This is a genomic window from Rossellomorea sp. SC111, assembly GCF_024733565.1.
GTDB lineage: Bacteria > Bacillota > Bacilli > Bacillales > Bacillaceae_B > Rossellomorea.
Window position 1 is genome coordinate 69,885 of the sequence record NZ_JANIOC010000011.1, and the last position, 25,443, is coordinate 95,327.

Annotated in this window: 21 protein-coding genes and 1 riboswitch; of the genes, 5 read left to right on the forward strand and 16 right to left on the reverse strand. The window is 44.8% G+C overall.

Annotated features, from left to right (window positions below; genetic code table 11):
• Positions 1-5: 5 nt before the first annotated feature.
• The 4 genes from NQ095_RS15255 to NQ095_RS15270 form a co-directional block, all read right to left on the reverse strand.
• The gene (locus NQ095_RS15255; protein ID WP_258264316.1) at positions 6-476 is read right to left on the reverse strand and encodes a DinB family protein; all 471 of its coding nucleotides are present in this window, start codon (positions 474-476) and stop codon (positions 6-8) included.
• A gap of 263 nt (positions 477-739) precedes the next feature.
• Positions 740-2,254 carry a flotillin family protein gene (locus NQ095_RS15260; protein WP_258264317.1) on the reverse strand — a complete coding sequence of 505 codons (1,515 nt, stop codon included), beginning with the start codon at positions 2,252-2,254 and terminating at the stop codon, positions 740-742.
• A gap of 179 nt (positions 2,255-2,433) precedes the next feature.
• Positions 2,434-2,802 (reverse strand): DUF1761 domain-containing protein, encoded by a 369-nt coding sequence (locus tag NQ095_RS15265; protein WP_258264318.1) that lies wholly within the window; start codon positions 2,800-2,802, stop codon positions 2,434-2,436.
• Positions 2,803-2,815: 13 nt separating this feature from the next.
• Positions 2,816-3,748 carry an AraC family transcriptional regulator gene (locus NQ095_RS15270; protein WP_258264319.1) on the reverse strand — a complete coding sequence of 311 codons (933 nt, stop codon included), beginning with the start codon at positions 3,746-3,748 and terminating at the stop codon, positions 2,816-2,818.
• 131 nt (positions 3,749-3,879) lie between these two features.
• Positions 3,880-4,068, forward strand: a riboswitch (cobalamin riboswitch).
• Between the two features lie 155 nt (positions 4,069-4,223).
• On the opposite strand from NQ095_RS15270, the gene NQ095_RS15275 reads away from it, so the two are divergent.
• Positions 4,224-4,697 carry an acyl-CoA thioesterase gene (locus tag NQ095_RS15275; protein WP_258264320.1) on the forward strand — a complete coding sequence of 158 codons (474 nt, stop codon included), beginning with the start codon at positions 4,224-4,226 and terminating at the stop codon, positions 4,695-4,697.
• A gap of 39 nt (positions 4,698-4,736) precedes the next feature.
• Here the strand turns inward: NQ095_RS15275 and NQ095_RS15280 are convergent, their stop codons facing one another.
• The 4 genes from NQ095_RS15280 to NQ095_RS15295 form a co-directional block, all read right to left on the reverse strand.
• Positions 4,737-4,991 (reverse strand): hypothetical protein, encoded by a 255-nt coding sequence (locus NQ095_RS15280; protein ID WP_258264321.1) that lies wholly within the window; start codon positions 4,989-4,991, stop codon positions 4,737-4,739.
• An 11-nt stretch (positions 4,992-5,002) separates the two neighbouring features.
• On the reverse strand, positions 5,003-6,007 hold the full coding sequence (locus NQ095_RS15285) for a hypothetical protein (RefSeq protein ID WP_258264322.1): 1,005 nt from the start codon (positions 6,005-6,007) through the stop codon (positions 5,003-5,005).
• The gene (locus NQ095_RS15290; RefSeq protein ID WP_258264323.1) at positions 6,000-6,833 is read right to left on the reverse strand and encodes an ABC transporter permease subunit; all 834 of its coding nucleotides are present in this window, start codon (positions 6,831-6,833) and stop codon (positions 6,000-6,002) included. Before NQ095_RS15290 ends, NQ095_RS15285 begins: the two co-directional genes overlap by 8 nt.
• A gap of 228 nt (positions 6,834-7,061) precedes the next feature.
• Positions 7,062-7,331 (reverse strand): c-type cytochrome, encoded by a 270-nt coding sequence (locus tag NQ095_RS15295; RefSeq protein WP_258264324.1) that lies wholly within the window; start codon positions 7,329-7,331, stop codon positions 7,062-7,064.
• Between the two features lie 269 nt (positions 7,332-7,600).
• On the opposite strand from NQ095_RS15295, the gene NQ095_RS15300 reads away from it, so the two are divergent.
• The 3 genes from NQ095_RS15300 (at position 7,601) to NQ095_RS15310 (ending at position 9,895) form a co-directional block, all read left to right on the forward strand.
• Positions 7,601-8,263 carry a VC0807 family protein gene (locus tag NQ095_RS15300; protein WP_258264325.1) on the forward strand — a complete coding sequence of 221 codons (663 nt, stop codon included), beginning with the start codon at positions 7,601-7,603 and terminating at the stop codon, positions 8,261-8,263.
• A gap of 107 nt (positions 8,264-8,370) precedes the next feature.
• Complete coding sequence (locus NQ095_RS15305; protein ID WP_258264326.1) at positions 8,371-9,621, forward strand: helix-turn-helix domain-containing protein; 1,251 nt, start codon at positions 8,371-8,373, stop codon at positions 9,619-9,621.
• 88 nt (positions 9,622-9,709) lie between these two features.
• The gene (locus tag NQ095_RS15310; protein WP_258264327.1) at positions 9,710-9,895 is read left to right on the forward strand and encodes a hypothetical protein; all 186 of its coding nucleotides are present in this window, start codon (positions 9,710-9,712) and stop codon (positions 9,893-9,895) included.
• A 33-nt stretch (positions 9,896-9,928) separates the two neighbouring features.
• Here the strand turns inward: NQ095_RS15310 and NQ095_RS15315 are convergent, their stop codons facing one another.
• The 7 genes from NQ095_RS15315 to mnmH all read right to left on the reverse strand — a co-directional run bounded on the left by NQ095_RS15315 (position 9,929) and on the right by mnmH (position 23,010).
• A complete protein-coding gene (locus NQ095_RS15315; protein WP_375162848.1) occupies positions 9,929-10,639 on the reverse strand; it encodes an arylamine N-acetyltransferase family protein in 711 nt (236 codons plus the stop codon).
• Positions 10,640-10,971: 332 nt separating this feature from the next.
• Complete coding sequence (locus tag NQ095_RS15320) at positions 10,972-12,843, reverse strand: terpene cyclase/mutase family protein (protein WP_258264328.1); 1,872 nt, start codon at positions 12,841-12,843, stop codon at positions 10,972-10,974.
• Between the two features lie 107 nt (positions 12,844-12,950).
• A complete protein-coding gene (locus tag NQ095_RS15325) occupies positions 12,951-13,667 on the reverse strand; it encodes a DUF2161 domain-containing phosphodiesterase (RefSeq protein WP_258264329.1) in 717 nt (238 codons plus the stop codon).
• A gap of 90 nt (positions 13,668-13,757) precedes the next feature.
• Complete coding sequence (nagE, locus tag NQ095_RS15330) at positions 13,758-15,197, reverse strand: N-acetylglucosamine-specific PTS transporter subunit IIBC (RefSeq protein WP_258264330.1); 1,440 nt, start codon at positions 15,195-15,197, stop codon at positions 13,758-13,760.
• 222 nt (positions 15,198-15,419) lie between these two features.
• The gene (locus NQ095_RS15335) at positions 15,420-16,907 is read right to left on the reverse strand and encodes a glutamate synthase subunit beta (RefSeq protein ID WP_258264436.1); all 1,488 of its coding nucleotides are present in this window, start codon (positions 16,905-16,907) and stop codon (positions 15,420-15,422) included.
• Positions 16,908-16,924: 17 nt separating this feature from the next.
• Entirely contained in the window at positions 16,925-21,523 is a 4,599-nt protein-coding gene (gltB, locus tag NQ095_RS15340) for a glutamate synthase large subunit (protein ID WP_258264331.1), read from the reverse strand.
• 446 nt (positions 21,524-21,969) lie between these two features.
• Positions 21,970-23,010 (reverse strand): tRNA 2-selenouridine(34) synthase MnmH, encoded by a 1,041-nt coding sequence (gene mnmH, locus NQ095_RS15345; protein WP_258264332.1) that lies wholly within the window; start codon positions 23,008-23,010, stop codon positions 21,970-21,972.
• A gap of 279 nt (positions 23,011-23,289) precedes the next feature.
• Here mnmH and NQ095_RS15350 point away from each other — a divergent pair, with 279 nt between their 5' ends.
• The gene (locus NQ095_RS15350) at positions 23,290-24,840 is read left to right on the forward strand and encodes a glycoside hydrolase family 10-like protein (RefSeq protein ID WP_258264333.1); all 1,551 of its coding nucleotides are present in this window, start codon (positions 23,290-23,292) and stop codon (positions 24,838-24,840) included.
• A 43-nt stretch (positions 24,841-24,883) separates the two neighbouring features.
• Here NQ095_RS15350 and NQ095_RS15355 read toward each other — a convergent pair whose 3' ends face one another.
• Entirely contained in the window at positions 24,884-25,435 is a 552-nt protein-coding gene (locus tag NQ095_RS15355; RefSeq protein WP_258264334.1) for a cysteine dioxygenase, read from the reverse strand.
• Positions 25,436-25,443: the final 8 nt, after the last annotated feature.

The window sequence follows — 25,443 nt, forward strand, 5'->3', positions numbered from 1 at the left end:
GGTCCTCATTCAAACATCGGTACTTGTGGATCTATGTCATAACAGTGGACAAGCATCGCATGGAGCTGACCCCGGTGGTGATAAAGATGAGCTGTGACCTCCACAAGCCACTCAAATCTTGTATACGTCACTCCCCAATAGGACGTGGTCTCTTCTATCAGCCTTTCTTCAGTCAATGCAGACACCCGCTCTTTCAGATAATGAAAATTCTGCCGTAGTTCATTTCTCATCACAGCGAGGGTACGCATAGATTTACTAGAATAAAAGGAAGCCATTTCTTCTTGACCCGCTCCCCCGGCGATAAGATCATCCGCCTTGCATATGAGAGAAATATGCGAAAGCAGCTCCCCAATGGAATGTTTGGAAGAAGTGGGCCGTTTTGTCAGGTCTTCCTCTTTAAGCTGGCCCATTATTTCTATGATGGACTCGACAGCCACTTCGATTTGATGCAGCGTGCTTTGACAGTATACATTCATATTCATTCTCCTAATGATCGTTTACTCTTATTATACAAGGAGAAATCCATTCATACATTCCATTCGATGCATAAGAAATTTGCTTGTTAATTTCAGTGGTTTTTTTACCTGTTGAATTCGGATAGAATTTTGCCTGTTGAACTTGATTGATAGTTTGACAGTTGACACTAAAAGGTGGCAGGCGCAGAGTGTCAATTCCGTGCCTGCCACTTCTTCCATCAAAAAGAGATGCTCCCTCCCGGAAACATCTCCCCTCTCATTTCTTATTTACTTCCCTTTCCCACTTCTTCAAACTCTTTTTCTTCCACTTCGTTTGAAGCTGCGGCTTCCTTGTCTCCTGATTCGGAAATAGCAGGCTGATAATGCGTCGGTTGAGTCCTATTTGCATACGACTTCAGTAATTCACCCACATCAATGCCTGTCATTTCACGGAGCGGCTCCTGCATATCAAGCATCGTTCTTGTGATGCTTTTACCAAAGGAAGGAACCCCTTGGCCATTACCGGAATCGATGATCTTAACCGAATCAATATTGTTAAGAGGCTGTGCGATTTTCTCTGCGAAGACCGGCAGCATTTCGATGAGTTTCTCGGTGATGATAACATCTCCGTGTTTTTCCATGGCTTCAGCAAGGAGTTTACGGGATTCAGCTTCGGCTTTACCGCGTTCACGGATGACATCGGCTTCTGCAGATCCTTCTTCCCTGCGGATCTTCGCTTTTGCTTCCCCGTCGATTTCAGATTTTCGGGCTTCCGCTTCCGCCTTACGAGTCGTTTCGTAATAATCTGCATCAGCTTTCGTTTTACGGACTTTCGATTCTTCCGCCTCAAGCTTAACCGCGCGCTCACGTTCAAGGAATTGAAGGGTTAATTCTTCTTCTTTTACTTCCTTGGCAAGTTTCGCTTTTTCAAGCTCATAGGACTGTTCGGACTTTGCTCTTGCGCGTTCGGTTTCTTCTTTGAAGGCAGCATCTTTGATGTCTTTTTCCTTTTTCGATTCTGCAATCGTAATTTGGCGTTTGTATTCTTCTTCTTTCGCTTCCTGGTCAGTCTGGGCACGGTGAATACGTGTTTCACGTTCTGTGTTCGCTTCCGCAATTTCAGCTTGCTTACGGACCTCTGCGATACGAGGTCGACCAAGGTTTTCTAAGTATCCATTTTGTTCGTCAGCATCCCGGATATCCGTCAATCCGAGTGATGTAATTTTAAAGCCCATGAGATCAAGCTGTTTCTGGGCAATTTCCGACACGTCGGCATTGAATTTTTCACGATTGCTGTTAATGTCTTCAACGGTCATTTTTGAAAGAATTGCACGGAGGTTACTTCCCAGGACCTCTATGATTTCATCTTCAATTTCTTTTTGATCCTTACCAAGGAACTGCTCGGCATAGTTGGCGATCCCGTTCAATGTGTCGGCAACCTTTACCATAGCCACTGCATCAGCGACGATCGGTACTCCTCCATTAGTGTACACTCTAGGTGTCGATAGTTTTAATTGGAAGGATGTAAGATTAACAGGTGTAGACGTTTGGAAACGTCTTAATCTGTATCCCCCGCCACGGATGATTTTCATGGAACGGCCTTCCTGATCGGTGAAAATATTCGATTCCTTCTCAGGATCCCCCAGTTTCGGTCCGGTAATAATCAGTGCCTGGTTGGATTTCGCTGTACGATAGCGGAACCTCATCCAGAAATAATATGCGATCCCTACAATTGCTGCAATGACCAGAACAGGAATCAGGAAAACGAAAAATCCAATCACACTCAATGATCCTAGCATTCTGACAACCCCTCTCAATAATTTGTTTAAACCAGCATGCTGTCTGATTTAATTTTTAAATAAAAGTGCTAGCTACACTACTATATACGGAGCTCACTCTTAAAAAGTTTCAATAAATTAGGCGAATCCCCTAATTTTATATAAAAAAGCCTGAACCTGTAAAAGTTCAAGCTTTCATACTATAGAAACAAACCGTGCAATGCACCAACCAAAGTAAAAACGATGAGATGATCACCGACAGCAATTAGAAACATCCGTTTAGTCATGAGTCCAAATAGTGTATTTTTAAAATACACGATGGAAATAAGAAATCCAACAAGACCACCAACCAGCGCCCCTGAACCCAAACTATCAGATTGCGTCCCTTGAACGAGGACTCCAACCAGGGCTGAACTGATGAACGCTACCAAGACAGCCACTACATATTTCATCGGTCCTGCTTCATCCTGATCTTTCTTTCCGAGTAAAAGTGAATAATAAATCCCGCCGTATATCATATACAATACGGCACCCGCCAAAAACGCGGACAAATTCAGATCAACTGTCATCGCTATTCCTCCATTAATTCGGTTCAATGGCCAGAGCGATCGCCTTAATGCTGCAACTTATATCAAGCGATCCTCGTATACCCTTTACCTCAACAAGTTCCACCGGGTTCCCCAGATACCTAAAGCCGCTTTGTGGCAGCCAGTAGCTATAAAGCTCCGAGTAACATTCAATCAGCATACCCCTGTCCTCATAGTCGACAGGGTCTGAAAACTCATATATTACATGCTTGCCTCCCGAATAATGATTGAGGTCTTCGCCTGATAATCTTTGTTCCTTAACTGCCAGGCGGCATTCGTACCTGTTTTTATCTGCAGGGGTAATGTAGGGATTACTCTTCGGGACTCCAAATAGCAGGGGACTCCCCTCCATCAGATTTCTTGCATTTCCCCAATGATAGAGATCTCGCCACGTTTCAGGGATTCCCTCTGTATAAGACCCTGTATGATATCTGTTGATGGTGGTACACTCAGGTAATTCGGCAACCTTCACTTCAGAAAGATCCAGCCATTTAAATTCATTATAGGATTCTCTGCTTTGGATAGCTTTCGGATTTGTGCTGAATGTTTTAGATTTCTTGCTATTTACATATTCACGTGGAAATCGTTCTAAATAGGCACCTTCCCTCCAATTTTTCGGATTACTGTTGAAATACGCATTGAACGAATAGGTGAAATAAGATAAAGAAGTAAATCCATTTATCAAGGCAACTTCTGTAACAGGGATTTCAGGCTCATAAATCAGGGTATGTGCCGCATTCTCAAGTCGGATCCGTTTCACATACCCGGCAGGGGTTTCACCGATGAACCCTTTAAACAATCGTTGGAAATGATAGGGTGAATAGGTAGATACTTTGGCAAGCTGTTCTAAGGATAAATCCTCTGTTAGATGTTGATCTATGTAATCAATTACTCTATTAATCAGTTTTTTCTGGTCACTGTAGGTCATGTCAATTCCTCACTTATCTTTATAAAAAAGCACTTCCATTCCTTTATGATGAATAGAATGGTTGGAACTCCCATTTTATCATAATTAATGCTCATCCAATGAAAGTCTATGATAAAATAAAACCGTTCACAATTTAATCATTGCTCATTGGTGGAAATGATATCTTCATTTTCTTAAAAGGGAAGTTGGTGAAAATCCAACGCGGTCCCGCCACTGTAAGGCTGAGATTTCATATGTATCCACTATTTCATGTCGGAATGGGAAGGAGTATGAAATTGGAGAAGCCGAGCCAGGAGACCTGCCAAGCTGAGAAGAACACGAAAGTTCCTACGGGAGATAGGAGGGTGTTGCGCACATGAAACGTCATACAGGGAATCAATGGATCCTGGACGCTCGTTTGGAGTAGCCGCATCTTCTTTTCACAAAGGAAGATGCTTTTTTGTTTCACCATTATACAATCAGGGAGATGCTAAGAATGGAACAAGCCTATTCTGTTGAGCGTTCACGAACCGTACAAACCAGATTGGTACTGCCGCCGGATACCAATCATATGCAAACCATCTTTGGAGGGAAAGTTCTCTCTTATATTGATGAAATCGCAGCACTATCTGCCATGAAGCACTCCAACTCTGTCGTCGTGACAGCTTCGATCGACTCGGTGGATTTTTTATCTTCTGCAACGGTAGGAGATGCCTTAAGCCTCGAAGCGTATGTTACATCTACCGGGAGAACTTCCATGGAATTGTACGTGAAGGTGTACTCGACCAACCTGCTGACGAATGTCAAAACGCTGACGACAGAATCATTTCTGACCATGGTCGCCGTGGATGATGATGGAAAGCCTAAACCGGTGCCAAAGGTCATTCCAAAATCAGAAGAAGAGAAGAGATTGTTTAAGACCGCACCTCTGCGAAAAGAACATAGAAAGAACCGGGCATTGATTTTATAAAAAAAACACTCAGAAATCATGATGATTTCTGAGTGTTTTCTATAACAAGTATGGAATAAGGATGTATATCAGAACCGAGACGGCCATCACGCTGAAGCCTATTGTATAATAGCGACGGCCCTCTTTTATGTTGATGAATACATATATTACGTTGGTACCGAGAAGTATTAGCGGAAACCATATGGAGTGATCCGAGGATGGTTGAAACCCAGTGTATACGGTAACGACTCCCCATAAAAGGAATAAAAGTATGGATACTATCAGAAATACCTTCCCGCCTTGCTTCTCCTTCATCCATCTTCCTCCTATTGTTTCAAAGTAAATAAGTCCGCTGAGACAGAGACCTTCTCCTCAAAAGCTTGTTCCCCCGACTTCTTCTTAACCTTGGCACCCTCCCCTTCAATCAAGGATCTCCGTAAAGTGGCACTGATCGAGTTCACACACAGGATCAATATGGCGAATAAAGTCAGTGGGACGACCACAAGCATCGGACGCAAGAAGATCTGCTGAATATTGATGGCGATCGTTGCCGCCCATTCATTCGTTTCAGAGAAATAAACCGGAATGGGTTCCATGATGCCGAAGTTGGCGATTTTCAAACCTCCAAGACACATATGGAGAATGCCGAGTTGAATGAGCAGGGCAAGCGTCTGAGAAACCTGTTCTGAAAATAATACGATCGAGTGCCTTCTGAACTGAGGCAGCAGATGCTGTTTGAACAGGTGTAATCTACCTGCACCAATCGTCCGTGACACTTGGATGAAGTCATTTCCCATAAAAAGCTTCATCTCTTCTCCTAAGTAGATTCCGAGAGACGGGACTGTCACTGCCGCAATCGCAATCACTTGAATGAAGAAGTACCGGTTGGAAGGGAGGATCTCTGAATGAAATGCACCTTCTAGTGGAACCAGAAGCGCAAATACGATGATGACCAGGGGGATATATTGAAATGACTCCCCCAGCCCTTTAATGAATCTACCAACAAACGCAGGTAGGAATGTGTACATTACTGAAAAGAAAAAGCCCAGTACCATTCGCAATAACGCAATGGCGAGCGCAGCAAAGATAGTATATTTCGCTCCGACTACTAATAGCAGCAGAAAGTTTCTCCCGAGTTTATCACTCCCGAGAGGAGGCATTTCGCCAGGCGTGAACGGCGGGGCCGCTATCACTCTTCCATTTTCATCCGAGAGATAGTCCACCACTTCATCATAATCGGGGTTCATTACAGGAACCAGGAAACTGACAACAGTGAAGGCAATCAGCAAAAGGATGGGAAATGCCAATCGTTTGACCATCCATCTATTCATTCTGCGCCCCTCCTTTCTGCCATTTTGATAGAATCACTGATCCAATCGTAAACACGATAAAGAACGGAACAAATATGAGTAACATCCCCAGGAAGAATGCAGCAGGAGAACTCGACGCTGTCCGCAATAATGTCTGCATAAATCCATTGATGTTAAATAGAAGTTCAATGATCAATAGATTGGAAAGCATCAGTAAAAAAATCGGCTTCAAATGAAAGAAGAAGTGAACCCAGACATTCCGGAACAGATGATGCCAAACCGTATAGGCCTTTCTGAATCCTTTCGAATAAGAAAATTCCACATACGGTTTGCTTTCTTCTTCCTTAAGTTGAAACAAAAACTGCTTTAACAAAAAGACAACAGGCAGTACAGATAAGCAAAGAATCGGCAAAAAGTAAATCCGATCTTCACCCAGGGCATAAATATCGAACACGAGCAGGTTCGTCTTTTTGAATAACCAGATGATGAAAAGCTGAAATAATACCACAATGAACACATCCGGCAACGCATCAAGGATATTGACGATCTTGGTCGAGAATCGATACGCTTTCCGGGGCAATAACATGAGGGCATAACTAAAGAGCACTGCCAGGCAGATCGCTAAGAAAAATGAACTAAAAAGAATGATAAAGGAGTATGAATACGTATTAGAAAAGACCTCGGTGATGCTATATTGCTTATTCCCATCTCCCCAATAGATATAGATGGACGATGGATGCATGATTTCAATCCATGTTTGCTGCAGGCGGTCACGATAGGCGGCCAGATTTACCAGGAGCTCTGTATCATATGCAAGCAGCGAACCAATCCCGCTTAGTAAGTACAACCCCAACACAACTACCAGAAAATGAAAGGGAGTCTCCAGGGCCCTTTTCATAAAATCACTCCAATCCATTTCCAAATTGATACAATTTTACTATAATTATGTTACAATACTGCAATATAATTGTAAACACAATTCTGAAAATGAATGGTTCGCATCAGAATCAACCATAATAAAAAACTTGAGGAAATCTCCTCAAGTTTTTATCAATAACCTGATTTCTTACAAGCATTAATCAAGGGACCTTACATAATCGGCTATCTTTGACAGTTCGATCTGACTGAGTTCCGATTTCCCATCATATTGATGACGCTCAATCGACTCTTCAATTGTCTTGGCACTTCCATCATGCAGATATGGACCAGTCGCCCACACCCCTACAATACCTGGTGTGTCAAAGCTTTTTCCATCACGTGGATTCGTGAAGTCCGCCCTCGCGTCACCTTTAGTTGACACGTCATACTGGTTGGATGTCCCGATATCATGTAGATAGTCGGTCACACCCTAGTAGGAGTGAAGATGCCAAAACGGATGCGGATAATACTTTCCATGGTCTATTCATTCTATGTAGCCACTCTCAACGTTCACGAACCATTCGAGAATGATTCTCATTACTGTTTATCATTATAGTGTAATTGAGAATGAATCTCAATAATAATTTAAAAAAAGAAATCGATTTCACTTTCCTCAAACCAAAACCCATTTATTTGAAACTTTATTATTTCGAGAATCGTATTCTTACTATACAAAACATAGGAAGAGTGATAGTAGTGAAGAAAAATATTGTACTATTGGATCTGATGATTTATGTGGCGCTCCCTCTATTTGTGTGGAATATCATGAGGGATTACACCGGAGATTATTACGCAATGCTCCTTTCTTCAGTTCCAGGAATCATTTATACCATCTACCGATTCATCGAGATGAAGAAATTGAATACATTCGGCCTGTTCATTCTTTTTACATTAATTGTCGGTACGCTGATTGACGTTCTCGCTGGTTCATCCATTCAGCTTCTTTGGAATAATGTCTATTACGCTGCTGGAATTAGTTTGTTTTTCTTGGTGACGATGATCATCGGAAGACCCATCACCTTATATTTCGGTCTCGATTTCGCAGAGCTTCAAGGCTATGACCGTGCTTTTAGTAAGCGACTCTATCACAAGAAGCCTTTATATATCTTGTTCCAACTGATCACGCTCTGCTTCGCCTTGAGGAGCGGAATCCTCGCCATCGTGAAGACATGGCTCATTATGGAGTATGGCGTAGAGGCGTTTGATAAAGGGATTATTCTGCGCCAGGCATTCAGCTGGATCATGACCGGAGTCACCGTGGCCGGATTTTTCTATATCGGGAAAATCATAAAGGACTCGCCTCATTTGGTTAAAGAAGTGCAGGATGAACTTCATGAAGAAAACACGGATGCCGTATAGCCGACTGGATGTTTCTGCCTTCAGACCTCTGTCTTGTTCCAATCCTATAGAACATTGTGAATATTTTTCCTATAATGGATAATAAAATGTTTACTCCGAGGTGTACTATGATTGAAGGTAAATTGATTAAATTTCATCGGGAAGAATCAGGATTGACCCAGGAGCAGCTTGCACAGGGGATCTGTTCCACCACGCATCTAAGTAAAATCGAAAGGGGTATCACAGAGTACTCAAGTGAAATCACCGATTTACTTGCTAAAAGGCTCGGAGTAGATATGGTAGCGGAGCGTTCGCGATATGAATCCCTCCGGCATACATTAACCGTCTGGAATGATGCGATCATTATGATCCGGGCCCATGAAATCCATCAGCTCAAATCAGAAATAGAACAAGAGCCTTTGCGGTTTTTATCCGATTTCTTTGTTCAATACCATTTATTATTAGCACGATATCATCTGTTCTTGGATAACCCTTCAAAAGCAAAGGAGATCTTGAACATATTTAAGAATAAACAGGACTCCCTTTCCCCCTATGAGCACAACTTATTACAGCATGTGAGAGGAATCTACTATTATTCAACGAGAAAATTCGACTGCTGCATCCAAGCCTTGAAGCAGATAGATGACGAATACCCGAATGCTGAATATTATTTTCATCTGGCAACAGCCTATCATTCCATTCATTCAAATACGTTCGCCTATTATTACGGCCAAAGGGCACTGCAGTTTTTTCAAAAATCATTAAACATCCTCAGAGTCATTGATTCTGAAATTCTCATATTAATTCAATTGAACGCGAAAGAACCTTTCGATATGGAACAGACCAAACAACAATATGATAAGCTCCTAAGAGTCTGTGAATCTGTCAACTCGATGGAAAGGGCACATAAAATCCATAATAACCTGGGATTCGAATATTTCCGCAGAAAACGATATGAGGAATCGAAGGAATCGTATGAAAAAGCACTGGCACTGACGAACGGGAAAACCCCAGCTTCTTCTTATTTAGTCACCCTCAGCGGCTACATCCTTTCCTGTATGAAAGGGTGCCTGCTTCCTAAATCAGAGCTCATTCAATTGGCACGCAAAGGACTGAAAATGGCTGAAGAGAATCAGGATCCCACCTATGCATTCTTTGAAATTTACCTCCTCACCCTGAAAGAAAATGAGGAAGACCTTTATACATATATCGAAAAGTCCGCCCTTCCTCACTTCAAGAGTACAGGAAATCAGTTAATGTATCAGCATTATGAAAGACAACTCTTTCTGTATTATGTCAAATCCGGCCAAACGGAAAAAGGATTCCAACTGGCATCCGAAAAGATGACAAATGAAATCAGCTATTATGAATTGGAATGATACCCCTAAAATAAGTAAGTTAAAAAATATTGGATTCAACTTCCCGTTCCCTCCTTCATATACTATCGATGAGAGGAGGCATCACACCATGGATCGATTTATTCTTTTGTTAGTAGCTGGTATTCTTTCCGGTTTCGCATTGTTAAAGGTTCCACTTGACGGCACATTTTTAGAAAGCGTTTCCCCTGTAACAGACATCATCGGTATTTTAGCTATTCTCGTGTTCTCGCTGTTCCTCATATTTAAAGGGGTTATGGCCGTGCTAGGTAAGTGAGTTTGAGAGACCCGGAGTGATTTCGGGTCTTTTTTAATTGGATGAAGGAAACCAGATATCCAAGAGCTCATTGTACCTTTCCCCGTCTATTTTCTCTTTTGTCACTTTTCCAGCTTCCCACCGGGTAAAGGATTTGTCCGTCAAGGTGACGCTTCCGTCATTTATCCGCTTTGTCAGTAGAGGATGTTTATTGAAAGGGGAGTCAGAATGCTCTTCTACCGTGACGCGTACGCTCTCCAATCTGCTTACATCACTTATGGTCTCCCCAGTATCAAATGCATATCCGATTCTCCAATCGGTGTCCTTATGCTTCAACTTTAGTTCTAATTGATAATGGCCATGTGCGGTGTGACACTCTCTGATCCTGAATTCTCCATTGGAGGAAGAGACCGTTTCTCCTGATAATGGTACAGGTTTCAATGGAATATTCCCTCCGAAGCCTCCATCCACGATATAAAGTTGATTCTCATGTTGGACGAGAATGGCGACATGTGTCCTTCCCATGTTACCGAATTCTCCTGTCGCAGCATCATAGACAATCCCCTGAATAAGGGAAGCTTCGAATTGGTTCTTTTTGAGGAATAAGTAAAGAAGTGAATTTAATTCGTAACACAGACCTCCCTCTTTCCTGACGAGCATTTTATCTATGAGGTTCTCCTTGGTCATTTCCTTTGTTCGTTTTTCAATAATGCATACATTCTCGAATGGTATAGTATGGGCCATTTTTTCTAAAATGCTGTCCAAGTCGTTAAAGGTCAGGGGACTCGAGGTTGAAAAATGAATTCTGTCGCGGAATCGTTTGTCAAGATTGTTGATGACGGGCACTTCCTCTCTCGGTGGTTATTCTTTTAAGTTTATCTGCTTCACCTGACATATTCAAGGTGACAGAAAAGGCGTGAATCCCAATTCCCCCGATCCTGATGGTGCCTCAACAGATTCCGCTTCAGCTTAATTCCCTTATGGATAAGAAGACGTAATCTCTATACAGCCCGACTCATCCAAAGGGACCGACTTATTCGAACACCGGTAAGGAAGCGAATCCACTTTTACCATACACCCTTTAGGAGGGACGGACCTCAACCGTATTTCTCCTTGTAACGGCTGAGTGTGATCAGTGGCCATATCCACCCGTAGCTATGGTAATGGACGTAGAAATTCCCCGGGAGCCCGACACCTGTAGGATATGTGTTGGCAACGCCATCAGTCACTCCATTCATTAAGTCAAGAAGTGCCATCATACCAAGATCGATGGCAGGTGTCGGTTTGTCTTCGAGACAGATGAGTGCCTCCAGTGCCCATGCCGTTTGGGATGGAGTACTGAAAGGAAGGGGCACGAACGCCTTTTTTTGGTCACTGTAACACGACTCACCCCACCCCCCGTTTGTTTGTTGGATGCTTTCCAACCAAATTTTGGCCTTTTGGAGATGTGGATCAGATGAAGATACCCCTACTGCTTTCATTCCTGTGACGGCAGCCCACGTCCCATAGATATAGCAAACTCCCCATCGACCATACCAGGAACCTTCGTCCTGTTGCATGAGCTTCAGCCACTGGATTCCCTTTTTTACCCTTGGATGCTCCTTTGTCATTCCCGCCCTTCCTCCCAGGAATTCCATGGCTCTCCCTGTTAAATCTGGCGTGGAAGGGTCGATGGCAGCTGCTTCTGCTCCGTCCATCGGAAAAGAAGTGAGAATTGTTTTTGTCTTATTCTTTTCAAAAGCCGGCCAGCCTCCATCCCGGTTTTGCAATCCAAGTACCCATTCCATTCCCCGATCCCATGATGCCCGAATCGAAGGGTTCTCTGCAGCGGAATATGTGATGGCCCTGAGAGCCGCTGTCGTATCGTCTACATCAGGATGGATACTGTTGCTTTCTGAGAATCCCCATCCACCAGGCTTCACCACGCTTTCGTATGCCCAGTCCCCATACTTGAAATGCTGCTTCTTGAGAAGATAATCCACTGATTTCTTTATAGAATTTTCCCCTGCACCCACTCCTGCTTCCTGCAGTGCATAGCTGATCAAAGCTGTATCCCAAACAGTAGAGGGGGAATTCTGGACGTGGGTGCCATTCTTCGTTTCACATGCCATCCCTTTTAAGCCCTGTAACGCTTTTACAATGACGGGGTCACTCTTTTTATACCCTATGGCCAAGAGGGCATAAATCATATAGAAAGTCGAACTGAAATAACTGAGATACGTTCCGTCCCGCTCAATCCTCTGGAGCATGTATTCCATGGCAAACTGCCTGGCTTGCTGATGAAGATGGGCGGGAATGCTTGCAATCGCCTGTATGCCTTCTGTGATTTTCGACAATAGTCTCAACTCACGGTGGTTATATCCCGCATCGCTTAAAGAACGGGAAGAATCCAGCATATGCGGGGTGACGTTTGTTTTCAAAATAAACCGTCGATCTTTCAGCAACAACAATGGTGCAAGATGCCCTCGTGCATAACTGCTTAAATCCCAAAAGCTCACCGGGAAGGTTTTTGGAAGCAACAAGAACTCAATGGGGATCGGCATAAGATGCTTCCAGTCGTATTGACCATGTACCGCCAACATGAACTTTGTAATGGAATGCGCCTTATGAAATCCGCCGTTTCCCTCGATGAACCGTTCGGCTTTGCGAAGTCTTTCATCCCCCGGATCAACCATGCCACTGAACTTCAAGGCAAAGGTTGCTTCGATGGTTGATGACAAGTTCCCTTCTCTCTCATCTTCAAAGAGCTTCCACGTCCCTTCACCTGACTGCAACGTCCAAAGTCGTTCAACCAGCATTCCGATGAGTTCATCCTCCCCTGTTTCCAGCGAACGTAGAAGGATGATCATATACGCATCGGTCATCACGCTGTTTTCAAAACAAAAGTGCCAGCTTCCATCTCCCCTTTGCATCGTCTTCAAATCGTGAATGAAACGATGGATCGTGCCCTCTATCTTTTTTTTCATCATGTGTCCTCCCGGATATCATCTCTGTTGTTATGTATATGAGAAGAACGCAGGTGCTAGTAGTGTGAAGCAAAGAAGAGCCTGCCCCCGGTTTCCCGGCAGGCAGGCTCTTACTGGTTCTCTTCTATTTTCCGTGAATAATAACTCACAAGCTCGGGATAATCCTGCATTTCCTTCCTGCCTGTTTCCGTGATTTGATACACACCCCTTTTTATCCTCTCGAACCAACGGTAGTAATTCTTCTGAAGGATGGACGGGGTCTTGTCACCGGTTCCAAGCTTTGCCAGGTTTTTCGGAGACATGGGCCCTTTTTTCTCAAGGCAGCAGGCGATGTGTATGCAGCTCTCCTTATAGGCGGTCATGATCTTCGTTTTATTGCTTCCACCCACATTATAATCCGCACTGCGCCCTTCGATCTCTTTGATCAGGGACGCCCGCTTCTTTTTACTGTTCGTCATGACCTTCTTCCGGTCAAATGCTCCCGGATGAAGAACAAAATCAAGCTTGGGGGTCTTTGTCGTGAATGAAACGGTGATTAATCCAAGCTCAAGCCGCTTGATCAAATGGCGTATATCATTCCACCTTTTCGACCGGGTGCGCTTCGGTTTCGGGATCGCAATGTAAACAAAGTCCGTCAGCCTCTGGCGCTTCGTTGCCTGGATGAGAAGCTCTACATTCAAGGAAAGCTTCAATTCGACGATCACAAGCTCTCCCTCTTTCATCGCTGTCAGATCACAGTCTTTCACTTCACCGTTCACCTGATATCCCTGTTTATGAAAATGCTTCTGGATCGGTTGATAAAGATCCGATTCTTTCAGTTTCGTCATGGATAAAAAACCTTTCCGGGAAAAATTCTATAAGATAAAGTATAGACCATTGGAGAGATTTTTGCAGTTTGGGAGAAAAAGAGATTGCGGCTACCCCCTGATCCTCTCGATCTCATCTGCCACAAACTGAACCGACGTCCCGACAATCACATGAACACTATTCTCCCCTACCACATGGATGCCCGGAACCCCTGTCGCTTTGATCCGTTCCTTATCCACTGCCTCCATATCCTTCACTTCCACTCTCAATCTGGTGATGCAATTCTCAACTGAGGTGACATTTTCATCTCCACCGAGTCCGGCATAGATCTCTGCCGCCATGACAGCGAACTTGTCTTCTCCTGTGAGTGTAGGAGAGTTCTCGACTTCTCCTTCTTCTTCACGCCCCGGTGTCATAAGATTGAACTTCGCAATCATAAAACGGAATAAGAAATAATAAAGGAAAGCAAATACCACACCTTGAATCAGGAGCATATACGGCAGATTGGCCAGTGGAAGCCTTGAGCTCAGAACAAAATCAACGAAGCCGGCACTGAAGCCGAAGCCTGCCGTCCAGTGGAAGAAAGATGCAATCGCAAGAGATAGCCCTGTCAGCACTGCATGAGCTACATATAAAGCTGGTGCCACGAACATAAAGGCAAATTCAAGAGGCTCCGTCACTCCTGTAAAAAAGGAAGCAAAACCTGCCGCAAGCATCAGGGAAGCAACCTGCTTTTTCTTACCAGGTTTTGCTGCATGATAAATGGCAAGACCAGCGGCCGGTAGACCAAACATCATCACAGGGAAGAACCCCGCTTGATACATCCCGGTTACACCTTTTTCCCCTGTACCCGACCAGAAGTTCCCGATATCATTGATTCCTGCAACATCGAACCAGAACACAGAATTCAACGCATGATGCAATCCGGTCGGAATCAATAATCGATTAAAGAAGCCGTATAAACCTGCGCCAGTAAACCCAAGCCCGCTGATTTCCTTCCCGAAAGAAACAAGCGCTGTGTATATGACCGGCCAGACAAACAGCATCAATCCTGAAACAACGAGCATGGCCATGGCCGACATAATCGGCACCAATCGTTTACCGCTGAAAAAGGCAAGGGCATCAGGCAGCTTCACAGAACTAAAGCGGTTGTACATGCTTGCCGCCACGACCCCCGACAGAATACCGACAAATTGATTTCCGATCTTCTCAAAAGCAGGATTCACAGCCTCTTTATCGATAGCTTGCAACAAAGCAACGGAATCCGTCGACAGCAATGTGGTAATGACGAGATACGCGACCAATCCGCTCAGTGCGGCAGACCCATCCTTCGCTTTCGCCATTCCGAGTGCGACACCGACCGCAAACAGGATTGCCATATTATCAATGATCGATGCCCCTGCCTTGATCAAGAATGCGGCAATCGGACTATCCGCCCCCCAGCCGGAAGGGTCGATCCAATACCCGATCCCCATCAAAATCGCCGCTGCCGGTAACACTGCAACAGGAAGCATCAACGAACGACCAATGCGCTGCAAGTATTTCATCATTTTGTGTTCCCCCTATCAGTCTGATTTTAAAGATGCCTTGTCTCTTTAATGAGGACAAAGCCCTTCTTTAAAAAATATTCCGGTATTCAATTATTTAGAAGCGGATGCCGGTGTGTATTCAGGTAGATTGATTGGATTATTTTATATAATTGAAGATAGTCCCTCAGAACAACAAAAACCCCCATCAGGCATCAAGCCCGACGGAGGTCCGTCCCTCTAAAATTAAGGTAATTCAGTTGTGCCCATGAGGTAGCGGTCGCATTCGCGGGCTGCTTCACGGCCTTCATTGATGGCCCAGACGATAAGGCTCTGGCCCCGGCGCATGTCTCCTGCAGCGAAGACACCTTCGACGTTTGTCATGTAATTGCCGTACTCTGCTTTCACTGTGGAGTTGCTGTTTGTTTCAACTTCAAGCTCCTTGATCAGCTCTTGTTCCGGACCGCTGAACCCGATGGCAAGAAGGACAAGGTCCGCCGGCCATATTTTTTCAGTTCCCGGAATTTCATCACGGACCTTGTTTCCATTTTCGTCATAGCGGAGTTTCACGTTAACCGTGTGAACTTCCTTGATATGGCCATGTTCATCACCGACAAACTTCTTCGTCATGACAGCGTACGCCCGCGGATCATCTCCAAATACCTCGGCCGCTTCCTTTTGTCCGTACTCCACCCGATGAATGACCGGGTACTGTGGCCATGGATTGCCGACTTCATCACGCATGGCACCCTTTTTATCGTAGATATCGAATTGAGTCAGGCTTTTACAGTTATGCCTCACGGACGTAGCCAGGCAGTCCGTACCCGTGTCACCTCCACCGATGACGATGACGTTTTTTCCTTCAGCAGAAATATAATTGCCATCTTCTAAGTTTGAGTCCAATAAGCTTTTCGTGTTCGAATGAAGGAATTCCATTGCATAATGAACGCCTTTCAAATCACGTCCATCGACTTGGATGTCACGATGAACGGCTGCACCACCGCATAGGATGACGGCGTCAAAGTTTTCCCGGAGGTTCTCGACCGTGTAGTCTTTCCCAACCTCCGTATTGGTAACAAATTCAATGCCCTCTTCTTCTAAAATATCGACACGGCGCTTCACGACTGAGTATGGAAGCTTCATTTCAGGAATGCCATACGTCAATAGTCCGCCTACTCGATCATTTTTTTCAAAAACCGTGACAAGGTGCCCTGCTTTATTCAATTGAGCAGCGGTAGCCAATCCAGCCGGACCTGATCCCACGACTGCCACGCGTTTGCCTGTGCGGTGCTCTGGCGGTTCCGGAATCACCCAGCCTTCTTCAAATCCTTTTTCAATAATCGAGCGTTCCACGGTTCTGATCGCAACGGGCGGTTCATTGATTCCGAGCACACAGGCCCCTTCACATGGCGCCGGACATGCGAAGCCGGTGAATTCAGGAAAGTTATTCATCTGATGCTCACGTTTCAGGGCTTCCTTCCACTGCCCCTGATACACAAGGTCATTCCATTCCGGTATCAGGTGATACACGGGGCACCCCGAGGTTGCCCCGTTGATCTCCATTCCCGATTGACACGTCGGTACGCCGCAGTCCATGCAGCGTGCCCCTTGTTTCTTGATTTCTTCTTCTGAAAGAGGAGTGGTGTAATCGTTCCAATCTTTCGTTCGTTCAGTTGGATGCCTCTCAGCTGTTGTTTGTCTCGTATATTCCATGAATCCGGTTGGTTTTCCCATCATATCCCCCTCCCTCTTTATTTCGCGGGTTCCAATACTTTTTTCTCTTCTTTTGTACCTTCTTCAAATGCTGCCATCTCTGCATCGAATTTTTCTAAGCCACTATTTTCAAGCTCACTGATCCGCTCTCTCATCTTGAGGTAGGATTTCGGAATCACACGCACAAATTTGGACACGTAAGAATCCCAGTTGGCCAATATTTTCTTACCATTATTGCTATTCGTATACTGAACGTATTCCTCGATCATGTTGTAGACGTCTTGCATTTCTTCCGGATCAAACAGTGGCTGTACGAGGACAAGTTCCTGATTACATCTTGAACGGAAGGTTTCATCTTCGTCCAGGACATAAGCGACTCCACCCGACATGCCGGCAGCGAAGTTCCGCCCCGTCAAACCAAGGACGACGACCTTTCCTCCAGTCATGTATTCACATCCGTGATCACCGACGCTCTCAACGACTACCTGTGCTCCACTATTACGGACACAGAAACGCTCGCCTGCCACTCCGTATATATAAGCTTCTCCACCTGACGCCCCGTAGAAAGAAACATTCCCGATGATCGTGTTCCGCTCAGGAATGAACGTAGCCGTCGGATCAGGATGGACGATGATTTTCCCGCCAGATAATCCTTTTCCAACGAAATCGTTGGAATCCCCGACGAGTCTCAAGGTCAATCCTTTAGGAATATATGCACCGAAGCTTTGACCTGCAGAGCCTTTGAAGGTCAGACGGATCGTGTCTTCGGGTAATCCTTCTGCTCCATACCGTTTTGTGATTTCACTGCCGAGCATCGTCCCGGTCACCCGGTGAATATTCCGGATCGCCGTCGTCCATTCAACCGGCTCCCCTGTTTCAATCGCATTGCGACAGCGGGGAATCAGTTCTTGGAAGTCCAAAGTCTTCTCAAGTTCGTGATCCTGCTTACGGGTAGCATATCTGCCGACCTTCTCAGGTACATCCGGTTGATAGAGAAGGGCTGACAGGTCGATCCCCTTTCCTTTCCAATGATCAATCGCCTCGTTTGCTTCAAGGATATCGGTTCGTCCAATCATTTCATTGATCGTTCTGAAGCCAAGTTGAGCCATGAGCTCCCTTGTTTCCTGGGCAACGAAACGCATGAAATTTGCCACGTGTTCCGGGTCCCCTGTGTATTTTTTGCGAAGCTCAGGGTCTTGTGTTGCAATTCCGACAGGGCATGTATTCATATGACAGACACGCATCATGACACAGCCAAGGACAACAAGTGGTGCAGTCGAGAATCCGTATTCTTCTGCTCCAAGAAGGGATGCGACGACAACATCCCTGCCCGTCATCATTTTGCCGTCCGTCTCAACGACAATCCTGTCACGAAGTCGATTTAACAGTAAAGTCTGATGGGCTTCGGCAAGACCGATTTCCCAAGGCAGTCCTGTATGTTTCAGACTGGTTCTCGGTGCGGCACCGGTCCCTCCGTCATATCCACTGATCAACACAACGTCGGCTCTGCCTTTAGCCACACCTGCAGCAATCGTTCCGACACCTACGGCGGATACGAGCTTGACACTGATGCGGGCCTGAGGGTTCGCATTTTTCAAGTTATAAATAAGCTCGGCCAGATCTTCAATCGAATAGATATCATGATGAGGTGGAGGCGATATCAACTCTACCCCAGGGGTCGATCCCCTTACTTCAGCAACCCAAGGATAGACCTTTTTACCAGGGAGATGTCCCCCTTCGCCAGGTTTGGCCCCTTGAGCGACCTTGATTTGAATCTCATCGGCATTCACAAGGTAGTGACTCGTTACGCCGAAACGGCCAGATGCTACTTGTTTGATCGAACTGCGCCTTGAATCTCCATTCTCATCTGGAATGAAACGGCTGGGGTGTTCCCCGCCTTCTCCTGAATTGCTCCGTCCTCCGATTTTATTCATCGCGATCGCCAATGCTTCGTGGGCTTCCTGACTGATTGAACCGAATGACATGGCACCAGTCTTGAAGCGGCGGCAGATCTCTTCGACTGATTCCACCTCTTCAATCGGGATAGCCTTCGTTTCTTTAAACGAAAGAAGGCCTCGCAGGGATTGCAGATTCTGCTTTTCATCTGTCAGCATATTGGAGTATTTCTTGAATAGTTCATAATTATTCGTGCGGCATGCATGCTGAAGAGTGTGGATCGTACTTGGATTGTACGCATGATCCTCTCCATTTTTACGATATTGGAATTCGTCCCCGGATTCCAATGTACGGTGATGATCTTTTCGATCATTGAATGCTTTCCGGTGTCTTAAGAGTACTTCTTTTTCGATGATATCCATTCCGATTCCACCGAGTCTTGAAGCGGTTCGGGTGAAATACTTATCGATGACATCCTTATGAATGCCGACAGCTTCAAAGATTTGGGCCCCACGATAACTCTGGATCGTTGAAATCCCCATTTTCGATAGGACCTTGATGACCCCATCTGTTCCTGATTTAACAAAACGCTGCACCGCTTTTTCATAAGTGGTATCTTGGACCTCACCCTTTTCAATCAAATCTTGTAGCGTTTCAAAGGCAAGATACGGATTGATGGCTTCTGCACCATATCCAAGCAGGGTTGCAAAGTGATGCACTTCCCGGGGTTCCCCTGATTCGAGAAGAATACTGACGGTTGTACGCGTCCCTTGACGAATTAAATGATGATGCAGCCCGGAAACAGCAAGGAGTGACGGAATCGCAGCCTTCTCCTTCACCACCCCGCGGTCGGATAAAATGAGGAGTGTCGCACCGTCTGCAACGGCCTGGTCAGCTTTTTCGAAAAGATCATCCAGGGTCCGATCAAGCTGGTCTTCTTCTTCGGTCACATTAAATAATATCGATAATGTGACTGCCTTGAAGCCTTTTTCTTTCTGATGACGAAGCTTTTCAAGCTCTTCCCCTGTAATGATCGGTGTCTTTAAATGAATATGCCTGCAGCTTTCAGGACCAGGGTTCACAAGGTTTCCTTCAGCTCCGATCGTTGTGCCGACAGACGTAATGATCTGCTCCCTGATCGCATCGATCGGTGGATTTGTCACTTGGGCAAATAATTGTTTGAAATAGTTGTATAGAAGCTGAGGCTTCTTTGATAAAACGGCAAGCGGTGAATCATATCCCATGGAACCGACCGGATCCTTACCATCGGTCACCATCGGCTTGATGATTTTATTCAATTCCTCCGTCGTATATCCGAATGCCTGCTGCTGAAGGAGCACTTCATCTGAATCCATTTGTTCCAATTCCTGGGTCGTTTCCGGAAGGTCCTCAAGTTCGAGTTTATTATTATCCAGCCAATGTCTGTAAGGGTGCTCGGACGCGACACGGAGCTTGATCTCTTCATCCGGGATGATCCGCCCTTTTTCCAGATCGACTAGAAGCATCTTTCCAGGCTGGAGGCGATCTTTATACACAATATCATCGGCAAAGATATCAAGGGCCCCCACTTCGGATCCAAGAACGATCATGCCGCCTTTTGTCACATAGTAACGGGCAGGTCGCAGTCCATTTCTGTCGAGGCAGGCCCCGATCTGCTTACCATCGGTGAACACAAGGGCTGCAGGTCCATCCCACGGCTCCATCAGACAGCTGTGGTATTCGTAAAAATCCTTCTTTTTAGGATGAATCGTATCGTCGTTTTCCCATGGCTCAGGCACCATCATCATAGCCGTATGGGCAAGGGATCTGCCTGATAAATGAAGGAATTCAAAGCAATTATCAAACATGGAAGAATCACTGCCTGTCTCATCGATGACGGGAAGGATTTTCTTCAGATCTTCTTCCTTGAAAGCACTCGATTGGCACAGTTTCTCACGTGCGCGCATCCAGTTCACGTTGCCTCGCAATGTATTGAATTCTCCATTATGAATCGTATATCGGTTCGGGTGAGATCGTTGCCAGCTCGGGAAAGTGTTTGTACTAAATCGGGAATGTACAAGAGCTAAAGCTGACCGGAACTCAGGGTGGTTGAGGTCAATATAAAAGGAATCAAGCTGTTCCGGGATGAGCATCCCTTTGTACACGATGGTCGTGGAAGACAAACTGCAAAGGTAGACATCCTCTAGCCCTTCAACAGTCGCTACTTCTTGTTCAATCCTTTTCCTGATCACATACAGCTTCCGCTCGAAATCCATCCGGGACTCTAAGTCTTCCGATACACCAATGAAGACTTGGCGGATGAATGGTTTGGACTTCGATGCTACTTTCCCTACAAAAGAATCATTGAGTGGAACAGGTCTCCAGCCAAGTGTCTTCTGGCCCTCTTCTTCAATGATGCGTTCGAAGATATCTTTACTCTTCATGCGTTTCTCATAATTTTCAGGAAGGAACACCATCCCGATTCCATATTCTCCTTTGCGGGGAAGGATGATGTCTTCTTTCTCACATTGCTTTTTGAAGAAATGATGGGGGATTTGAGTGAGGATACCTGCACCGTCACCAGTACTCGTATCGGCTGATTGTCCTCCGCGATGTTCCAGGTTACATAAAATATTAATGGCATTCTGAACGATGTTATGACTTTTCGTCCCATCGATATTTGCAATCATACCAATTCCACATGCTTCATGTTCTTGCGCAGGATCATACATGCCTTGCGCTACAGGAAGATTCGTTTTCATCCAATGTCCTCCTCTACTAAACTTGTATATTTTTTGAATAATTAACCGGTTAATTAAATTTTCTTAATTTTCGTTAGTATATCATGAAATTTAGAAAAAACGAAAAATTATGTTAATGAAAATTCTGTATATTTTCCAAGTATATATGGAACAGAGGAGGAGAACGTTGATTTATTCACATTACTTTTAACTTAATATTCAGAATCTTTAAAAGCTTGATACAAACATAAAGAAATCGCTTACAATAATTCGTGTTCCTAAGCACATTTCAACAAAATCACATATGTATGTTCATGCAAAAATTTCACTAAAAAAAATTTTTTAACAACAATAATTTGTCCTCAAACCTGGCTTTGATCATGAGGGACGGACCTTCGAAAATTCGAAGGTCCGTCCCTCTTCCTTACCTTAGACAAAGACCATACCCATCCTCATGGGCAAAGGTCTCAGTGATTAGAAACCAAGGGGCTTTTCTCAGGAAGGAGCTTCTTGATCTCTTGGTATCCTTCTTCGATTGAGTTCACCTTAACCGTGGTCTTTCGATCCTCGGGATATTGATTCCACATATGTAGGTACCTAGGATCATAATAGTATTCGATGAGCAGTTCCAATATCCGTTCATAGTTTCCCACTTTCAGCTCACCCTCGATTTCATTGGCAATCGGACTGTGAATCCGCCGCTTTATGGTCCTGAACGCTTTCACAAATTCATCATGGTGTTCGTGGAGGCGGTACTCTTCTAAAATATGGTTGACCCTTTCTTTAATGGGCATTTCGATGAAGATATGAAATGCCTCTTCCTTCTCATGAATAAGAAAATCAGGCAAAAGCACCTTTCCTATCCTTTTACTTTCCGCTTCGAATAAAAGAAAAGAAGATTCCTTCTTCTTCATCAGTTCCCGAAGGAGGAGGGAATCGAATGTTTTCTGGTTGTTGGCGGAAAGTCCGATTTCCCCAAATATGGATCCTCTATGGTTTGCGAGGCCTTCAATATCCAGAACAGGATATCCTTCTCTATGAAGTCTTTTCAAAATCGCTGTCTTCCCAGTGCCTGTCCCGCCGTTTAATACGAAGGAAGCAGGCTTCATTTCAATATTTTCAAGCCCCTTCAGCACCCAGTGGCGATAAGCCTTGACTCCTCCCATAATCCGGGAAGTCCCGATCCCCATCAGGTCAAGGAAAGTAGCGGCCGCCTTGCTTCGCATACCACCCCTCCAGCAAAACACGACGATTTCACCCTCAAGTTTCTTGAACTCGTTAATGAACCTGGGAAGCTTACCTGAAAAAATCTCCAGTCCCCGGTCTGTCGCCACTTCCTTACTCACTTGCTTATATAATGTCCCGACTTCTGCTCTTTCTTCATCATCGAAAACCGGTATATTCAGACTGCCAGGGATCGTCATTTCCCTATATTCAGAAGGAGACCTTACGTCCACGAACGTATACTTTTCTAAATCGCATTGATCGATCGGTAGATCTTTGAACACGTCATCCTCTCCCTTTTTACATTTCCCTACTATTTTACACCACTTCCGTATTCATTCTTTCCCTTTTTATTCTTTTTAGAACGATTCGCCTGGTCCATTCCTCCTGTTTATTCATTGAATATTCAGTTTTTTCACCTCATTGGTACTATATACCAAAGTAATGGAACCCCTTATAATGAAAATAGAAATAATATTTCATGTTTTCTCTAAATTTTATGAAGTATTATTTCAATAAAAATGAAAGCGGTTTCTTTTCAACCGAAAGAGAGGAGTAAAGAAATGAAAGCAGTAAAGTACATGATTATGGCCGTGATGTTGTTCTCACTGGCTCTTCCCTTTTCTACCGGGAAAGCGAAGGCATCCGGTACGTCTGAACCGAAGCATGAGATGCGGGCTGCGTGGATTGCGACAGTGACGAATATTGACATGCAGCCTGGAATGGACAAGCAGGAATTTACGGATTGGGTGGTGAGCACCCTGGATGAATTGAAAGAATTGAACTTTAATACGGTGATTTATCAAGTCAAGCCGACTGCCGATGCCTTATATCCTTCCGAACTTGCCCCATGGTCCCAGTATATTACGGGGGATGAGCAGGGCACCGATCCAGGCTATGATCCACTTGCCATCATGTTAGATGAATCACATAAACGAGGGATCGAGGTCCATGCATGGGTGAACCCTTACCGGATCACAATGCCGAATCAAACGATCGAGTCTCTTGCAGATGACAACGTTGCCAAGCTTCATCCGGAATGGGTACTGAAATATGGAAAGCAATACTACCTCAACCCAGGAATACCTGAAGTGCAAGATTACTTGATTGATACAGTAAAAGAATTAGTCAACCATTACGACATTGAAGCCATTCATATGGATGATTACTTCTATCCTTATAAAATCGCAGGAGAAAGCTTCCCAGATCAAGATACATACGAGAAATATGGCAGCACATTCGAGAATATCGATGATTGGAGACGGAACAACGTCGATGAACTGGTGGCTGATATCAACACTGAAATCAAAGAAATCAAAGACTATGTCCAATTCGGGATTTCCCCTTTTGGCGTATGGAGAAACATCGCCGATGATCCGACGGGAAGCGAGACAGAAGCGGGACAAACGAATTTCGATGACCTATATGCCGACACCCGCCAGTGGATCAAGGACGGAAGCATCGACTACATCACCCCGCAAATCTATTGGTCCAGGAAACTCGCTGTCGCCAACTACTCCGTCCTACTCGACTGGTGGAGCCGGGAAGTGAATGAGTATTCCTATGAGCATCCGGTCAATTTGTACATCGGGATGGCAGATTATAAGGTCGGGGACAATTTTGACCAGGAATGGTTCAATCCTAATGAACTGCCGGGGCAAATCATGGATAACCGAGCTAACGGTACCGCACTTGGCCAAATGCATTTCTCCTTAAGACAAATTTTCGAAAACCCACTTGGTTACGCTGATATATTACGTAATGAAGTATATACGGAAGTGGCATTGACGCCTGCCACTCCTTGGAACAATGATGACCTTCCGAAGAAACCGAACACCGTAAAAGCAAAGAAACAGAAAGACGGTATTACCATTACCATCGACGACAAAAAACATTCAGATGCCAGAAAGTATGTCATCTACCGCTTTGACGGCGTGAAAGAAGGAGATTACAAGAATTCTGCGAATATCGTGGATGTCGTGTATTCTCAAGAAAAGGTTACGACGTATAAAGACACATCAGCTGTAGAAGGTGGAATGTACACATATGGTGTGACATCCGTATCTCCTACAGGTGTTGAAAGTAAGGACGCGAAAACAGTAAGAGTACGATAATCATAGAAAGAAGCGTTTCTCCGTGGCGGGGAAACGCTTCTTCTTATTTTAACTTTATTTCCTTTACCTTATGCCTCATATGATCCGGCCACCATGCCCCACATTCATCCGATACCACACAGGCAGCACATTTCTCCAAATCGTACACGATCATCCCTTGGATGGGCGGTGAATACAGGTGGAGGGTCACAAGATCCCCTGCACTCCCCTTTTTCATTTTGTGAACCCCTTTCTTCGGGGCAAAAAAGAAAGATCCTTCTCTATGTTCCCGATCAAATAACTCCCGAGGAAGATTGTTATCCGTCACTTCAAAGATCGTGTTGACGGAAGTCCCATTCATCACCTGGATCCATCCCTTCGAATTCCCGTGATCGTGCGGGGCACATTCCACATCGGACCAATTCATGACGAGGAGCTCCACTGCTTCATTTTGATAAAGGAGTTTTCGATAATATGGTTTTCCTTCCGGAGACTGCAGGTAGGGCTGTAAATCCTCAAGGCGTATATTGAGAGACTGCAAGACTTCTTTAAGTTCTTTCGTTGAAGGATGAAACAATTCATCCAATCGATTCTTTATCCGCTTCTTTAAGGTCACTGCGGATC

Bases quoted from the DNA above. Each gene is read 5' to 3' on its own strand.
- NQ095_RS15255 (WP_258264316.1), bottom strand. From the start codon at position 476: ATGAATGTATACTGTCAAAGCACGCTGCATCAAATCGAAGTGGCTGTC.
- NQ095_RS15260 (WP_258264317.1), bottom strand. From the start codon at position 2,254: ATGCTAGGATCATTGAGTGTGATTGGATTTTTCGTTTTCCTGATTCCT.
- NQ095_RS15265 (WP_258264318.1), bottom strand. From the start codon at position 2,802: ATGACAGTTGATCTGAATTTGTCCGCGTTTTTGGCGGGTGCCGTATTG.
- NQ095_RS15270 (WP_258264319.1), bottom strand. From the start codon at position 3,748: ATGACCTACAGTGACCAGAAAAAACTGATTAATAGAGTAATTGATTAC.
- NQ095_RS15275 (WP_258264320.1), top strand. From the start codon at position 4,224: ATGGAACAAGCCTATTCTGTTGAGCGTTCACGAACCGTACAAACCAGA.
- NQ095_RS15280 (WP_258264321.1), bottom strand. From the start codon at position 4,991: ATGAAGGAGAAGCAAGGCGGGAAGGTATTTCTGATAGTATCCATACTT.
- NQ095_RS15285 (WP_258264322.1), bottom strand. From the start codon at position 6,007: ATGAATAGATGGATGGTCAAACGATTGGCATTTCCCATCCTTTTGCTG.
- NQ095_RS15305 (WP_258264326.1), top strand. From the start codon at position 8,371: ATGATTGAAGGTAAATTGATTAAATTTCATCGGGAAGAATCAGGATTG.
- NQ095_RS15310 (WP_258264327.1), top strand. From the start codon at position 9,710: ATGGATCGATTTATTCTTTTGTTAGTAGCTGGTATTCTTTCCGGTTTC.
- NQ095_RS15320 (WP_258264328.1), bottom strand. From the start codon at position 12,843: ATGATGAAAAAAAAGATAGAGGGCACGATCCATCGTTTCATTCACGAT.
- NQ095_RS15325 (WP_258264329.1), bottom strand. From the start codon at position 13,667: ATGACGAAACTGAAAGAATCGGATCTTTATCAACCGATCCAGAAGCAT.
- nagE (WP_258264330.1), bottom strand. From the start codon at position 15,197: ATGATGAAATACTTGCAGCGCATTGGTCGTTCGTTGATGCTTCCTGTT.
- NQ095_RS15335 (WP_258264436.1), bottom strand. From the start codon at position 16,907: ATGGGAAAACCAACCGGATTCATGGAATATACGAGACAAACAACAGCT.
- gltB (WP_258264331.1), bottom strand. From the start codon at position 21,523: ATGAAAACGAATCTTCCTGTAGCGCAAGGCATGTATGATCCTGCGCAA.
- NQ095_RS15350 (WP_258264333.1), top strand. From the start codon at position 23,290: ATGAAAGCAGTAAAGTACATGATTATGGCCGTGATGTTGTTCTCACTG.